9 protein-coding genes are annotated in these 14,756 nt (G+C 51.7%); 4 read left to right on the top strand and 5 right to left on the bottom strand.

Annotated elements, in window-relative coordinates; translation table 11 throughout:
* Window positions 1–265 precede the first annotated feature (265 nt).
* The 4 genes from V4U88_RS21975 to V4U88_RS21960 all read right to left on the bottom strand — a co-directional run bounded on the left by V4U88_RS21975 (window position 266) and on the right by V4U88_RS21960 (window position 7,942).
* Window positions 266–5,134: a S8 family serine peptidase gene (locus V4U88_RS21975; protein WP_334075402.1), complete on the bottom strand. Its 4,869-nt coding sequence runs from the start codon at window positions 5,132–5,134 to the stop codon at window positions 266–268.
* A gap of 150 nt (window positions 5,135–5,284) precedes the next feature.
* Window positions 5,285–5,995: a PIG-L family deacetylase gene (locus tag V4U88_RS21970; RefSeq protein WP_334075401.1), complete on the bottom strand. Its 711-nt coding sequence runs from the start codon at window positions 5,993–5,995 to the stop codon at window positions 5,285–5,287.
* Complete coding sequence (locus V4U88_RS21965) at window positions 5,992–6,303, bottom strand: DUF1806 family protein (protein WP_334075400.1); 312 nt, start codon at window positions 6,301–6,303, stop codon at window positions 5,992–5,994. The genes V4U88_RS21970 and V4U88_RS21965 overlap by 4 nt, the downstream gene beginning before the upstream one ends.
* A 100-nt stretch (window positions 6,304–6,403) precedes the next feature.
* The gene (locus V4U88_RS21960) at window positions 6,404–7,942 is read right to left on the bottom strand and encodes a hypothetical protein (RefSeq protein WP_334075399.1); all 1,539 of its coding nucleotides are present in this window, start codon (window positions 7,940–7,942) and stop codon (window positions 6,404–6,406) included.
* Window positions 7,943–8,154: 212 nt separating this feature from the next.
* Between V4U88_RS21960 and V4U88_RS21955 the strand changes: the two genes are divergently transcribed.
* The 4 genes from V4U88_RS21955 to V4U88_RS21940 all read left to right on the top strand — a co-directional run bounded on the left by V4U88_RS21955 (window position 8,155) and on the right by V4U88_RS21940 (window position 13,367).
* The gene (locus V4U88_RS21955; protein WP_334075398.1) at window positions 8,155–8,910 is read left to right on the top strand and encodes a GTP pyrophosphokinase; all 756 of its coding nucleotides are present in this window, start codon (window positions 8,155–8,157) and stop codon (window positions 8,908–8,910) included.
* Window positions 8,911–9,142: 232 nt separating this feature from the next.
* On the top strand, window positions 9,143–10,774 hold the full coding sequence (locus V4U88_RS21950; RefSeq protein WP_334075397.1) for a M14 family metallopeptidase: 1,632 nt from the start codon (window positions 9,143–9,145) through the stop codon (window positions 10,772–10,774).
* Window positions 10,775–11,394: 620 nt separating this feature from the next.
* Complete coding sequence (locus V4U88_RS21945) at window positions 11,395–12,663, top strand: tetratricopeptide repeat protein (protein WP_334075396.1); 1,269 nt, start codon at window positions 11,395–11,397, stop codon at window positions 12,661–12,663.
* A gap of 20 nt (window positions 12,664–12,683) precedes the next feature.
* Window positions 12,684–13,367 (top strand): DUF1266 domain-containing protein, encoded by a 684-nt coding sequence (locus V4U88_RS21940; protein WP_334075395.1) that lies wholly within the window; start codon window positions 12,684–12,686, stop codon window positions 13,365–13,367.
* Window positions 13,368–13,391: 24 nt separating this feature from the next.
* Here the strand turns inward: V4U88_RS21940 and V4U88_RS21935 are convergent, their stop codons facing one another.
* Entirely contained in the window at window positions 13,392–14,744 is a 1,353-nt protein-coding gene (locus tag V4U88_RS21935) for a hypothetical protein (protein ID WP_334075394.1), read from the bottom strand.
* Window positions 14,745–14,756: the final 12 nt, after the last annotated feature.

The following is a 14,756-nucleotide window of genomic DNA, read 5'->3' as shown; positions in this document are numbered from 1 at the left end:
GTAGATATAAAGCCCCACTCCACCTTCGGAGTCTACATCATTAACGGGAAAATTTAACGGGAAAATTTCCCGTTAATGTACCGCTCTTTGGCTCTTGGATCGGATTTAGCTGGAAAAGCTCCATCTATTTCGCGGTCCCATTGCCGATATGCACTATTTCAGGCGAATTAGCGGGAGGTTTTCCAGCTAATTCGCCTCTGCAGCCGCATACGTACCAAATTAACGGGAAGAATTCCCTTTAATTCGAACCAAACCATAGTTACCTTTATAGATTTCTGTATAAACGATACATCACCACAGCCGCTTCCGCCCGCGTGGCGAAAGCTTCTCCTTCAAAGCGGTTCCCGCTTTTTCCCTGCAGGAGCCCCAGACCGGCCACCTTGGCGGCAGCCTCCTTCGCCCACGATGGAATCTCCTTTTGATCGGAGAAGGACGAGGCCGCCGGGGCTGCCGTCTTCCCTTCCGCATGCTCCAACGCTCTGGACAGAATTATCGCCATCTCGGCCCGGGTGATCGCTTGATCCGGCGCGAAGGTCCGGTTGTCGTACCCGGTCACGATTCCCGCCTTCACAACGCTTTGGACGGCATCGTAATACCAACTGCCCGCAGGGACATCGCCGAACTGCACTTCCGCAGGCCCGCTCGGCTTCAAATCGAGCGCCCGTGCCAGCAGGGAGACGAATTCCGCCCGGGTAACCTGTTCCTGCGGACCGAACAAATTCCCGCTTCTTCCCGTCACGATGTCCTTCGCGGCAAGCACTTCAATCTCGTTGACCGCCCACGAGTAATTTGTCTCGGTCACGTCCGTGAACTTCATTTCCTTGGCCATGAACATGTAACGGCTAAAGCTGCTCAATCGGGCCACAAGGCTGCCGTCTTTTAGAAGGGTCGGCAGTTGGACCGGCTGCCCCTGTTCCGGAAGCTTGAACAGGCTGATTTTTTCGGGATTCAGCTTGGCTGCGACGAGCGCTTCGACCGGGATCGATACCGTCACAGGTTGGCTGAACGCAGGGTTGCTCAGCACCTTTCCGCTCTTATCCAGCACGGCGAAGTCATAGTACTTCCCTGCCGGTCTAAGCACGGCTTCCGGGTTTAACCCCGCCAGCAGCGTCGCTGCCGCCTCATCCGTGGCCGGCGTCACTTGAACAAACCCGGCCTCCCCGGGAAGAGCCCCCGCCGGCACGGTAACCGTCAAGCCACCCTCCAGGGAAACCACGGTCGGCTCTCCGTCCTTGACCGCCACTCTGACGGATCCGGCTGGTGCCTGCTCCAGCTTCGGTGTTACGGGTGGCGGTGTTAAAGTACCGCTACTGCTGCCATTGCGGCTGCTCTTGCCGCTTCCGCCACCGGAGCCACCGGAGCCTGGCGCATCGGTAACGGTAATGTCCGCGGTCACCCGCAAAGCGCCGTAGTTGATTTCTACCGTGGTGCGGCCATCCCGCTTCCCGGTCACCTGTCCCTTATCTACGGAAATCAGCGCCGGATTGGCCGGCGTGTACTCGGCTTCCGCCGTTACGTCGGTCTCCTTCCCTTCCGCGTTCCGGTAAATCACGGTCAACTTCCCTTTAGAACCCTCCTGAAGGGAAAGCGTCTGCGGTTCTACCCGAAGCGCGGGCTTCTCCAAAACGGTGACTTTGGCTTGACGCCGGGAATCCGCCTGAATTTCCTGACCGTTCTGGTCGAGCAGCACGAGATTCACCAATTCAAAAGAGTACTCCCCATGCGGCGCCGCCCCGAATCGGAAAGACGCCAATGATCCGATTCCGGTGTATCCCGGGGTGCCGTTCAATGCAACGGAGTATTCGTACCGGCTGCTTTCCGGTGAAAGCTCGTAAACCGCCCCCGTTACGGACAATTGCGCGTCAGGATTCCATTTCGCCTGATGTTCGCCCAGTTGCGGGCTCGGCACAACCTCCGGCACCGTCAGCTGCTTACTGTACACCAGATCGAATTTCGCGGAGTATACCGCGGCGGTAACGTCAAAATCGACGCCTACCGTAAAGGGTTGATCCGCGGGTACTTGGCTCGGCAATGCCGTCACAACAACCGCGTTTTTCACCTCGGATTTGTAATTTACGACATGGGCCGGGACAACCTGGCCGTTCCCGGCAAGATCATAGATGTAAATTTCATAGGAGTTCTCTCCCGGATTTACGGGAACCTGAACGGCGAAATTCCCGTTTTTATCCACGGTCCCATCAATTTGTACTTTTTTTCCGTCATTTGCACTGCCATAAAGCACGGCCACACCGATCACGTCCGGAATGGATAATTTCCCCTGTGACACCAACAAGTCGATTAATAAATCCTGGGTAATCATGCCGGAGATGGTCCCCGAGAAGCTGGATTTATCCACGACAATGTCGGGTTCTCCGAACTTCGCAAGAGGCGCCGTGGTATCAATGATGAAGGCTGCGGCTTGATCCTCAAGAGGAACTGCATTTTCTCGTCCATCCCCTACCCAAGGCACTAAATAATACAAACCTTCATTCAGTCCCGAGCCATTCCAAGGCTCATTAAGTTTATAGGTGCCCGGATTCAAATCGTTCCCGTCCAGCAGCATTCCCAACCATTGGCCATCGGCGGCATGCACATCCAGGGAGAAGTAAGGAACGCCTTGATTTAACTTGAATGATATGTTCGTAACATCCGATACCGTATCCCCGTTTGGAGAAAAAATGTCCGGTTCCAGCGTTACATCGGAAACCGTGGCGTTTTCCGGCGTCTCTCCAATATAGAGAGCGATAGGCATTTGAATTTCATGACCGCTGCCCGGATCCGCCAGCTTCAATTCGCCCTCGTAATACGTGGCGTCCGTTTGTTCGGGTACTTTAACGGCAATGGAGAAATCCCCCTGTCCTCCTGCGGGAACATCGACCTGACCGTTGGACAGTTCAAGCTGAACCGGCGATGAGCCGTACCATTCGGTACTCAGGACGTAAGAAGAATTCTGTCCCGCGATATCCTTGACGGTAATTTTCCGTTCGCCGGCGGACCCCAAGGAAACATAACCAAAAGAAATGCTGCCGGTATAGTGAGTAAGCGAATCCTTGCCGCCCACATTTGCGGTGGTTTCCTCGGCCATGGCGACCGCTTTGGCCTTCAGGATTTTTTCAAGCGAAATGCGTCCGGCGCCTTGCTCCATGTGTTTATAACGGGCTCCAAGACGGTCATTCAGCTTAACGGTATTATTCATCATCAAGGCCTTGATTTCGGATGGAGTCAAATCCGGGTATTTTTCTTTAAGTAGAGCAGAGGCCCCTGCGATATGCGGTGCCGCCATACTCGTGCCGTTTTGCGCCGCATACCATCCCTCGTACTCGGGTACGCTGGAAAGAACTCTCACTCCGGGTGCGGTAATATCCGGTTTAATATCAAACGAGGGTTTGGATGGTCCCCGGGAACTAAAATCGCCCATGATATCCTGCTCCACGGTTGTGTCAAACGTAACTTTCAGTGCAGAATTAGCCTCTAGTTCGGTCTTGATCCGTTCTCCCGCTACACCGGACAAAGCGTAGATCGGAATCGTCACGTTGATCTCCCCGAGTGTCCCGCTCTCCAGTTCACCCGGCACATTGTTAAATATAATGGCGCCGATGGCTCCGGAAGCTATGGTATTTCTCGCTTTTTCTTCAAAAGAGAGCTCCCCGCGCTTGATCAGTGCGATTTTTCCGTTCAAGTCCTTTCCTGCATAATCCGCCTCTCTGCCGAAACCGACGTCCACCAATTCGTATTCTTCCGTCAAGGTTTCAATCCCCTGGGACTTATCGAACGTCTCCATGAAAAAGGCGCTGTCGTCCGAGCCGCCCACCTTGATGATGGGTGTCTCCATCGGGTGTTTGGAGGCCCCTACCGTAACCGCCAGCTCGGCTGATCCCGGATCGCCGACCGTCGCTTCACCCGGGCCATCGTTTCCGCCGGCTACGATTGCAATGACGCCCGTTCTTACCGCGTTGTTGACGGCGACGGAATCCGCGGACGCTTCATTGTTTCCTGGCGAACCCAAGGATAGATTGATGACGTCCATGCCGTCCTCGACGGCCTTCTCAATCCCGGCGATGACGCCTTCGTTCGTTCCTCCTCCATAGGGACCCAGCACTTTATAGGCGTAAATATCCGCTTCAGGGGCTACACCTTTGATTCCCTCCATTCCCGCTGCGCCGACACCCTGGCCGGCAATAATTCCGGTGACGTGGGATCCGTGCGAGGTGTAATAAGTTTTCCCCAGCTCGTTCACCTCGGGGAGATTCGGGTTTTCCTCCCGGGCTTTATAGTAATCCTCCTTCGTGGTTTCATACGGTTCCCCGTCGTTATTGATAATGTCGTATCCCCAATAACCGTCCGGATTCCGGACGATAGCCCCTTCCAGGTCGGGGTGATCCTTCGCGGCCCCGGTGTCGAGAACGCCGATCTTGATCCCTTCCCCCCTGGCGCCTTCGCTCCAGAGCGCTTCGCTCCCGATAAAAGGAACGCTTCCTTGCGCGGTAACCAAGGTATCCGGCTCGGATGTAGCATAGACCGTTTTGTTCGGATACACGGCTTTGACTCCGGGCAGCGTCAGCAGTTCTTCCACCTGATTGGCCGCCAGGGTCAGCGAATATCCGTTAAATACCTGGGTAAACTCACGTTTAATCTTTGCATTCAACTGACTCTGTGCCGCTTTTTTGAAGATGCTCTTCTCGAGTTTAATCTTTGCGAGATGCGATGAAATGGATGGCCCCTTGAGACTTGACTTGCTTTGAACCTGCCCGGCCTCGGCCTCGAACACTTTCACCGGGGTCTGCTGCAATTCTACGATGACGGAAACGGGTTCTTGGCTGTCTGTGAGGGGAACGTAATTTTCGGGTTGAAGTGAAGAAGAGGGAAGAGGTGCCTGCTGCTCGATCTTTAGGGCTTCATCATGAAAAAGAGATTGGGAAGATGACCGGGCGGATTGACTCTGCCGCTGTTCCCTGCTCAACCTCGGATCGGGTTTCAGGTCATCCAGCGATACGGCATTCCGGTCCAAACCGGAGATGACTTTAACGGCGCTTTCTGCCTGTTGGAGCGACTCCTCCTGCGCTCCCGCTGCCGGCAATAACAGCGTAAAAGTTAACAGAAAGCTTAAAATTCCTGCAATGACTCTCCTGCTCAAACTCTCTCATCTCCTTTTATTTGGTTTTTATGTACGTTCAAAGCTGTAATACAATATCTATTCTAGAAGTGGATTAAATTACCTTTTGATTTTCATAAAAAATCCCCCATCCTCGCCCTAAAGCGAAGTACGGGGGATAAGGGATATCGCCTAAAATGAACGCCGAACTTCGGTGGTGCAGGTCGTATCGGCTTTAATAAAATTCTCGTGCTTGCCGAAATGCGCGACAGCCTCCCGATCCGGAAGCCATACCCATTCATCGATTTCCGATTGGCAGCGGTGCGCGCGAAAGGCCGCCAGTTTGGTCTCCAATTGGGCGGAAACATCGATTTTCACGACATCCGTACGCGTATAACCAAAGAGCTCGGGACGCTCCATCATATCGCCGAAAGAGATAAAGAACAGGCGTTGCTCCAGCCCGGTCCGTCTGCAGGCCGCCGTTGCGGCTTTGCCGATCGCGCAGTGGTCGGGATGGCCTCCCCACTTTGCGTGAAACGTGAGGACCACGTCCGGTTCGATCTCGCGGACCAATTTTTCAATCCGTGCGATGAGCAGCTCCTCATCGATAAATTCGACCGTCTTGTCCCGGATGTCCAGGAATCTCAAGTCGCGAACGCCCAGGATCCGGCACGCTTCCAGCAATTCCTGTTCCCGGGCGGCCGCGATCGTTTCCCGGTTCAGATAAGGCGGGTTGCCCATGCGGCGGCCCATCTCTCCCCGGGTCGCGCTGACGAGCGTGATCTCCGCCCCTTCCCCGGCGTATTTCGCCAGTGTCCCGCCGCAAATAAAGGTTTCGTCGTCCGGATGCGCAAAAACCGCAAGCAGCTTGCCCACCCGGCGTTGCTCTGTGTGGTTTATCATTCCGGAAACGGCTCCCTTCCCAGGTGTAGTGCGGCATGCATCCGGCCGCGATCGTCAAATCCGGCCAGCAGCAGGCGGCCTTGTTCATCGACCTCGTAATGGGTGAGCGCCTCCATGCGCAGCCAACCCTGGCCATCAAACCGAAGAGCAGCGCGGCAGGGATTGTCGCCTGCGATAAAAGCCTCGTCTACGCAGATTTTGAAATTGCGGACAAAGACGTATGATGTCGCCTCGCTGTGAACATAAACAGTGTCTCCGACAAATGCGCGAAGCTCCTTTTGCACCTGTGCCTGGTCTATTTTTTTCATCCTTCAAACCTTCTTTTTTCAGAAATTAAAAATCTCAGCCCCATCATTATAGCAGGATTTCCGGACAGAAGCCGTAATTGGGGGAAAGCCCGAAGCCGCCTTAAAGATCGGTCAAAAATCCTTCCCTCTCCGGGTCGTAAACATTCAACACCTGATAACCTTCATAGCTTTGCACCATCGCCAGCACCCAATAGAGCGTCGGCCCACCCTTAATCTCATCCTTCATATAATAGATCCCGCTGTCCTCAAAACCGCCGAATTGAACAAGCTCCTTAAAGAGCTTTACCGTTTCCGGCTCCAATTGCAGTCCGGGCAATTCGCTAAGCTTCAATTCGTTCAAATCCTTGTTCAAAGCGGCGTAGCGGGAATATAATTCTTCCTGCATCCCCGGCACATCGATATCCGGGCCCATCACTGTAAACTTGAGCAAAGTTTCCGTAAATACCGATTCATCCAGGAGGGCGTCGGAATAGATGGCCTTGACAGCCTCTCTTCTCATCCGGCTTTCCTTATCTATCTGCTCGGAAGATACGCCACTGCTTGACTCTTTCGGCGTAGCCGCACCGATATTGTCTTCCTCCGTCGACAACCCCAAGGTTTTGATCGTTTTGGCGATTTCCGCATCCCAATTGGGAATTTCCGTATACATCACTTTCCCCGTTTCCTGGTCGGCTTCGGTTTTGGGAGAGAAATCATAAAACTTCCCGCCGTTAAAAAGGTGAATGACGTTGGAGTCCGGATCTTTCACCACTTTATGGCCTTCGATGGTCATTTCCTCACCGTACACTTCCTTCGCCAGTTCGTTCAGCGGTGTCCATTGTTCAAACCGTGCCGAATCATTGCTGATCTGCAGGGACTGTCCCTCCGCAGCAAAGTTTTGTGGCTGATCATCATGATGATAGCTGACCATGATCCAATAAGGTTCTTTTCCGTCGTTCACAAAATAGGATGGAACCTTGTACCGGCTCAAATCCAACTGGAAGTATTTCTTATACTCCGAGTCCGCCGTCATTCCCCGGGCAATTTTGATAAGTTCCTCCACGGAATAGGTGCGACCCGAAAAATTCATAACATAGGAGACTGAATCGAGGTCATAAATAAAATCTCCGTCTATGTAAACCAGCTGCGCCTTTCCCGAATCCGGTCCGACCAAATACTCTTTACCGTCTACCGTTTGTACCTTAAACCCCTCATCCTTAAACTGTTTATAGGTTTTCCCGTCATTAGGGACGACCCGGATGTTCAAGGGAGTTCCCTCCGATTTTCCTTGTCCGCCGCTTCGGTCTTCCAGTCTCAACTGCAAAGAGATCTTTTGGTCGATCCATGTTGCCGTGGAAACCGGAGAATTGCGGAAGCCTTTCTCCAGACTGGGCAATTTGATCTTCTCCAGGCTTTTGTTAAGAAGCTCCGCCTGATAATGCACCGCATTCTTCACGTACAGCAAGTCCTTGGCACTGAATTCCTGTCCTTGAACAGCTTGGTCAACCTGCCCGGCTTGCCCGCTTTGCCCCTTCGCTCCGGTCTCTTGCCGTTGCTCGGCGTCCGCTTTCGCCCGCTCCTCGGCTGCGGACTTGCCGCAACCCGCCATGACCGCCGCCGCCAGCAGCATAACACTTATCGTCTTCAGCTGTTGTTTCATGTTGCCCCTCCTGATGTTTCATTCACTTGATATGTCATTTGCACTAGATTATTATAGCAATCCAGAGACTTTAATCCTATCAAATTCTCAGGATAATGCGCGAATGCATGGCCCCTAACCCCCGTTTCTGGAAGCAAGCCGGCAACCTAAGGTATAATGAAAGTATGAAAGATTCAAACAACAAGACAACTTATGTACGAAGGACGGTATCTATGATTGATCATTCCAATCCTAATCCACTGGAACAAGTGAAAACCATTCAAAAGAAGCTGACCCGGTTCTTGATGATGTATAAATTCGCGCTTCACGAAGTGGAGACGAAGATCGAAATTCTGCAGGAGGAATTCCAACTGCTGCATGACTACAACCCGATCGAGCATACCAAGTCAAGGCTGAAGTCGCCCGAAAGCATCATGAAAAAGCTGTACCGCAAGGGCGGAATCCAGTCCCTGGAGGATATCAAACACACGATTCACGACATCGCCGGTATCCGGATCACCTGTTCCTTTATCTCGGATATTTACCGGATCAGTCGGATGCTTCAGGCGCAAAAAGACTTGAACATCATTGCGATCAAGGATTACATCAAAAATCCGAAGCCCAATGGTTACAAAAGCCTGCATATGCTGGTGGAAGTGCCGGTCTTCATGTCAGACCGGGAGGAACTCGTCTGCGTGGAAATTCAGATCCGGACGATCGCCATGGATTTTTGGGCCAGCCTGGAGCATAAAATCTTCTACAAGTACAATGAATCCGTGCCGGAACGCCTGCTCGCGGATTTAAAAACAGCGGCGGACACCGCCTACGAGTTGGACACGAAGATGGAGCAGTTGCACCATGAAATGGAAGAGATCAAGCTCGCTCATCAAAATGCCGGCGAGGGTGAATTTCAACTGCTGTTCGACAATCAGAAGCTAAAAATTCCCGATAACCTGCTTCAGTTGCTGTCAGGTGACGAAAAGGAATGAGAAAAGAGCCGCTCTCCAGGGCTGGATATAGTCCTGGAGGATGGCTATTTTTCGCCTATGTCTATTTTCCTATTTTCTATGAAAAATGAATTGACGAAGTCACTAGATTCCCTTTATACTTCCCTAAAGTTATTTCATATTTATACATAGAATAGGGGAGAGCACCGTCATCATGAGACCCACCAAGGCTAAGAAGATCCTAGAAAAATGCGTTTTTACGTTCCTGAGTTTCTTGCTTTTACTTCCTCTATTTATCATCCCCTCGTCAGCCCATGCTTCCACCGGCATCGTAAACCCCAATCAGGTTTATTCCTACAAGGTGATGCAGCGGGATATCGATCGGCTGGCCGAGGTCTATCCCGACCTCATTTCCTACCAATCTCTCGGTAAAACAAAATATGGCCGCGATTTGTGGGCGGTTAAACTGGGGCGCGGCGAATCCGTCCTTTTTCTGAACGGTTCGCATCACGCCAGGGAATGGATGACCACCTCGCTGCTGATGAAAATGATAGAGACCTACGCTCTGGCCTACACCGCCAATACCCCGATCTCCAATTATGAAGTGCGCAGCTTGCTCGACAGCGTGACGATTTGGATCGTCCCTATGGTAAATCCGGACGGCGTCACCCTTGCTCAACAGGGAACGGCCGGATTGCCGGCCAATCTGGCCAACACCTTGCACCGATATAACGGCAACAGCAGCCATTTCGCACGTTGGAAAGCCACGATGGAAGGGATCGACCTGAACCGCCAGTACCCGGCCGGCTGGAGCACGATCCGCAATGCAGGAGCGTATCCCTGGTATCAGAACTATAAAGGAAAACAACCGGCGCAAGCTGCGGAAGTGCAGATGATGATGGCTTTTACCAAACAAATTGATCCGGAAATCACGATCTCCTATCACAGCTCGGGTGAAATTATATTCTGGCATTACCGGACGCCAAGCCAAAACGTCGCCCGCGACCAATCGATCGCCACCGTACTCGCCAATCTAACCGGATATTCCCTGGTGAAGCCGGAGAAAAATCCGTCGGGTGGAGGCTATAAGGACTGGTTTGTCCAAACCTTTGGCCGTCCGGGCTTTACGATTGAGATCGCCGATTATGTCGGAGAACGAAGCGTTCCGCTGAGCAAATTCGGCGGAATCTGGTCCGAAAACCGGCTGGTGGGTCTCTACACGGCCAAGAAATCCTACGACCTTTGGCTCGGGAAGCAAAAGGTCCAGTACGTCGAGGAGCCGATGGACCTGCTAGCGGGCACGCCGTTGTACCCTAACATCGGCGGCGCCGCAACCGCCACCGCTTCCCTCGCGCCGCAGAAGCTCACCATCACCGCCCGCAAAGGGGACTGGGTTCAGGTAAGCGCGGCCGAAGGAACCGGCTGGATTCACCCCTCGCCGGGGATGCTGACGGTCGTCGAACCGATCGATGCTTCCGCCCATGTGCCGGAGGTTATCCGGACCTACCGCTATCCGGATGCCTTTGCCCCCAAAGGCCCGGCGGTATCGCCGCAAACGATTCAAGTTACCGGTCAATCGGGCGAGTGGCTGCAAATCGCGGCGGAAACGGGCCCGCTTTGGATCCGTGGCCAGGGCTTGGAGTTGAAGGCACCGCTTCAAAATTCGGAGCCGGAGTCTAGGCCCGCTCCCGCGCCGGAGAATCAGGCCCCTGCGGGGGGGACCCCACCCGAGAATCAGGCTCCTGCGGAGCCTACAACCGAGAATCAGGTTCCCGCGGAGCCTACACCGGTCCAGCCGCCTTCTCCGGCGGATTCAACGCCGGAAAAAGCGCCGGATCACGCACCGCAACCCCCGCAGGAACCGGTCCGGGGCGTAGTGACAGTCGAGGGGGAAATCGTTCAGTAGATGAAGCAGCCGGTCAATTCAATCTGTTGACGGCTTGCTCCAAAATGACAAAAATAGCGGCTATGGCTTCCGTTACAAGCAGGAGGTCAGTCGGGAATCATGAATCGTCCCTTCCACTTTCTACTCTAACGGACATCATAGCCGCTATTTTGCGAAAAATCGCTTCCTTCCTATTCTAACGGAAATATGAGCGCCTATTTGCTCCCTTTACCTCGAAAGCGGCCTCATTTTGCCGAAATAGCAGCTATGGCTTCCGTTAGAATTCCGATCCGCTCCGAAATGCCAAAATAGCGGCTATAGTTTCCGTTAGAACCAGGAGGTCAGGCGGGAATCGTGAACCGTCCCTTCCACTTCTGCTCTAACGGACATCATAGGCGTTTAAGGCCCTTATTCACTTGCCAGGCCCGATTCACGGGAGCATTTCCTGTGAATCGAGCCTGGTTTATTTTTACTCCCATAGAAGGAGGAACCAATAAAGTTGTCGAATTATGGCATACAGGCGTGGGTTTAGCCCGCAACTACGAGACAGGAGGACTACAAACTTCATGAACTTTTGGCAAACCCTCGGGATTGAGCCCACCGGGGACAAATCCGCGATAAAACGGGCATACGCGAAGCTTTTGAAAATTCATCATCCGGAAGATGACCCGCAGGGCTATCAAAAACTTAGAGAGGCTTTCGACCGGGCCATGAAAATAGCCATCGAAGAGGAAGAGGAAAATGAAGCTGACTATCAATGTAATGATGGTACTGACACTGATATTGATGTTGTTGCCGACGACATAAACCAGGGAATTAGATATAGAAGTACATACCGTTGGGTAGATGTGGCGCCGCATCAGGCGTTGAACGAGGTCCAACTATTTTTTCGGCAAATGAGAGAGTTGTATTGTGATTTCACGCGTCGGATCGATCCTCAAGAATGGAATGCGTTGATGGCGGATGATTTTTTGTGGAAAGTCGAGTATCAGGAAGAACGCTTGAACGTACTGATGTTATTTTTGGAAAAGCATCAAAATTTACCGCATGAGGTATGGCAAATCCTTGATAGATCCTTTCATTTGGTTGAAGACAAGGAATATTTGCTTGAGATTTATGACGAACCCTGGATTGAGTTTCTGATCAGGCAAATTTACGGGACCACTGCGCTGGATTACGAGTGCTTTGCCAACAGGGAGCTTCATTTCGATATCGAACATTATCTCACGCTGAGGCAACAGGCCCAAGCGATGTTAATGGAAGATCGAACGGAAGCAGCCGCGGACGTCTTGGCCGAAGCCCATCAACTCTTTCAGGATGATCCGGATTTGCAGTTGATGAGGGCTAAATATTTGCGGAAAGTCGGCAATAAGGAAGAGGCTCTCGCCAGCCTGGATGATCTTCTTGCGCTAAAGCCGAAAGATTATGAGGCTCATCTGCTAAGGGCACAGATTTATTACGAAGAGCAGATGTATGATGAGGCGATCCGGGAATGCGAATTGCTTCGGGAGTATCACGGTCTGGATAAAGATATTTGGAGCGTTTCTCTTGCCTCCAAGCTGGAATTGGGACGCCTCGAGGAAATCTGGAAGGAAAACGCGGAGACTCAAGTAAACTCCACGGGTTATGTTCATTTCCTTTTTGATGCTTCTCTGGGGCAAAGTTTGTGGAACAAGCATCTCTTCTCTCAAAAATATAATCCCTATTACAAGCTGTCGAAAAAAAACGCTATTAAATTCTTTAGCTTTACCTGCGGCGTCATCTTCCTTCGATTAAGCTGGCTGTATCTCATCGTTTTTTGGGCCGTCCAACTTCTGTTCCATCCGCCGGGATTCATGATCTTACTCTATTTCATACTTGGCGTGAGCGCCTGGAAGACTTTGCGAACGCTCAAATTGTTTTGTACCTGACCAAGGAGGATTCGGCAAGCATGTTAAAACACTATAGTTTCAGGAAACGCAGGCGGCTGGAATTGTATTTTCGCTGTATTTCCGCCTGCAGCGAGGAATGGATGCTCAATAACTATTATGTGGCCTACGAATTCGGGGTCATCGATCGTTATATTCGTAAAGGTCTGATCAAACACACGTTGGAGCATTGGGGAATTACGAATGCCTCCGAATTAAAGAAAAAAATCGACTGGCTGCTTCAGGATGGAGTCCGGGCCGAGTACAACCGCAAACATGCCTGTTTGGCCGCGCTGACGGAACAAGGAAGAAGCCGGTTTCTCGAGTCTGTGAAAGATGAGGCGGATTTTGAAAAATGGGGGGTCGTGCATAAATGCCTGCACCAGCTTCCTTCCGGAAATGTCGTGGCATATGATGGAGCCTGGGCCATCCTTCTGGCCCGTGTCGGATTGGCTTTAACGTTTTTGACGAAGAATGAAGCGTGGGAGATCAAGCTGAAAGCAGCCGACATGCTGCAAAAAAACTATCGAAGCTGGAACGAATTTAATGTGGGTTATATGTGCGGGGCCCATTTTTCCAAAAAAAAGCCGGGCATATCAGCCAGTTATACGCTTTTGCCTCTCCATAATCTGATGAGACACAGTTCCCTGCTGTATAAAAAGGCGCTGTGGCATACGGATCTGCTTCCGGATAAGGAGGCTGGATAAGGCCGGATAAAAACCGGCCCTTCCCTACTCTACCTTTGTTCTGCGCACAAGGGCGAAATCTTTCCCCGCCTGCACTTCGCCGATCAGCGAGTCCTCACTTTCCATAACATATTCGGTGTAATAGTCCACGGCCAGGCTTCCGTTTTCTAATTTCTCTACAATAAGGAGGTCATCCGTAGGCTGCGGAACCAGGCTTTTGGCGATTTTTACGGCTATCGCCTCGTTCCCGTAATCCCCCTGTTGCTCGGGTTTGGCATAATCGACCCGGTAGATGCGGTCATTCAGCAAACGGTATTCGTAACGCCCCTTCTCTCTGCGGTCCAATACTTTAAAGTCGGCCGTGCGAAAAGGATCGTCCTCGTCCATCGGTACGGCTGAATAGATAAAGTCCGTTTCGTCGGCAAAATCAACGTCTTCCGCCAGCGAAGCCAGGCTGATTCCCTGATCGGCCGCAATAAAGCTATAGCGGTTTCCATGAAAATCCACTCGCTCCAGTTCGGTGTGCGGCGACTGCTTTTTCCTAAAAGCGATGTAGTCCTCGCTGTGCGTTTTGACTGAACTATTGCAGAAATTGTATACCGGCCCGTAAAGAACGGGATCGATATTTTTGCCGTAGTCATCCGCCTGTCTGAAAATGTCCTGCATCTTGTCGTCCATGAATTTGTGTTCTTTATTTACGTACACCTGAATCTCACTTTCGCCGTTGCCGAAGATCTCGACCATTTTGTCCAAAAACGCTTTGCTTTGCTCCGCATGTTTGCGGCTGTTCTTTTCTTCCCCTTTGAAAAAGATCTCCAGTTGAATGCTGTAATCCTGATCTTTCAAAAACTTCGCGATATCCCCTTCATATTTTTGCGAGAGCGTAAAATAACTGTTATGCCGGTCGCCGGAATTGTAATGGCTGAAATAATGGGAGATCCAGAAGTACCCCAATTTCTCCCCCTCGCCGATCAGGCTGGACAAGTCAAATTTTCGGATATGGTATTGTTTGGAGACGCCGTATATTCTTATAATATGTTCCTCAATACCGCGTTTGATTTCCGCGGCCTGATAGTTATCGGCAATGAGCCGGTCGGTTTGGCCGGTGAGTTGCCCCCAATTTGTACTGACCAGCACATTAAAAACCTCGCCATTTTGTGCCATACGAACTACACCCTCATTAGGAACTTTCCGTTTAAAACTGGGAATAGGCCCGTTTGGCGAGGAAGCCAGCGCTACTTCAATGACTTCGGCGTCCGTCATCCCGTACTTTTCCTTCACATAATTTATGGCCAACCGGCTGATTTCATTTTCTTTGGCTTTTCTCTTGTCTGCGGATGTCGAACATCCCGAAAACAATAAGCCGATAATACATATCATAACCGTTAACTTCTTCATCCTTTCCCCTCC

Source organism: Paenibacillus sp. A14 (assembly GCF_036864815.1).
Lineage (GTDB): Bacteria > Bacillota > Bacilli > Paenibacillales > Paenibacillaceae > Fontibacillus > Fontibacillus sanfengchensis.
This window is presented reverse-complemented; position numbering and strand designations above follow the sequence as displayed.

Coding starts and splice junctions, on each gene's coding strand:
- V4U88_RS21955 (WP_334075398.1), top strand. CDS start 8,155: ATGATTGATCATTCCAATCCTAATCCACTGGAACAAGTGAAAACCATT.
- V4U88_RS21970 (WP_334075401.1), bottom strand. CDS start 5,995: ATGATAAACCACACAGAGCAACGCCGGGTGGGCAAGCTGCTTGCGGTT.
- V4U88_RS21940 (WP_334075395.1), top strand. CDS start 12,684: ATGTTAAAACACTATAGTTTCAGGAAACGCAGGCGGCTGGAATTGTAT.
- V4U88_RS21935 (WP_334075394.1), bottom strand. CDS start 14,744: ATGAAGAAGTTAACGGTTATGATATGTATTATCGGCTTATTGTTTTCG.
- V4U88_RS21965 (WP_334075400.1), bottom strand. CDS start 6,303: ATGAAAAAAATAGACCAGGCACAGGTGCAAAAGGAGCTTCGCGCATTT.
- V4U88_RS21960 (WP_334075399.1), bottom strand. CDS start 7,942: ATGAAACAACAGCTGAAGACGATAAGTGTTATGCTGCTGGCGGCGGCG.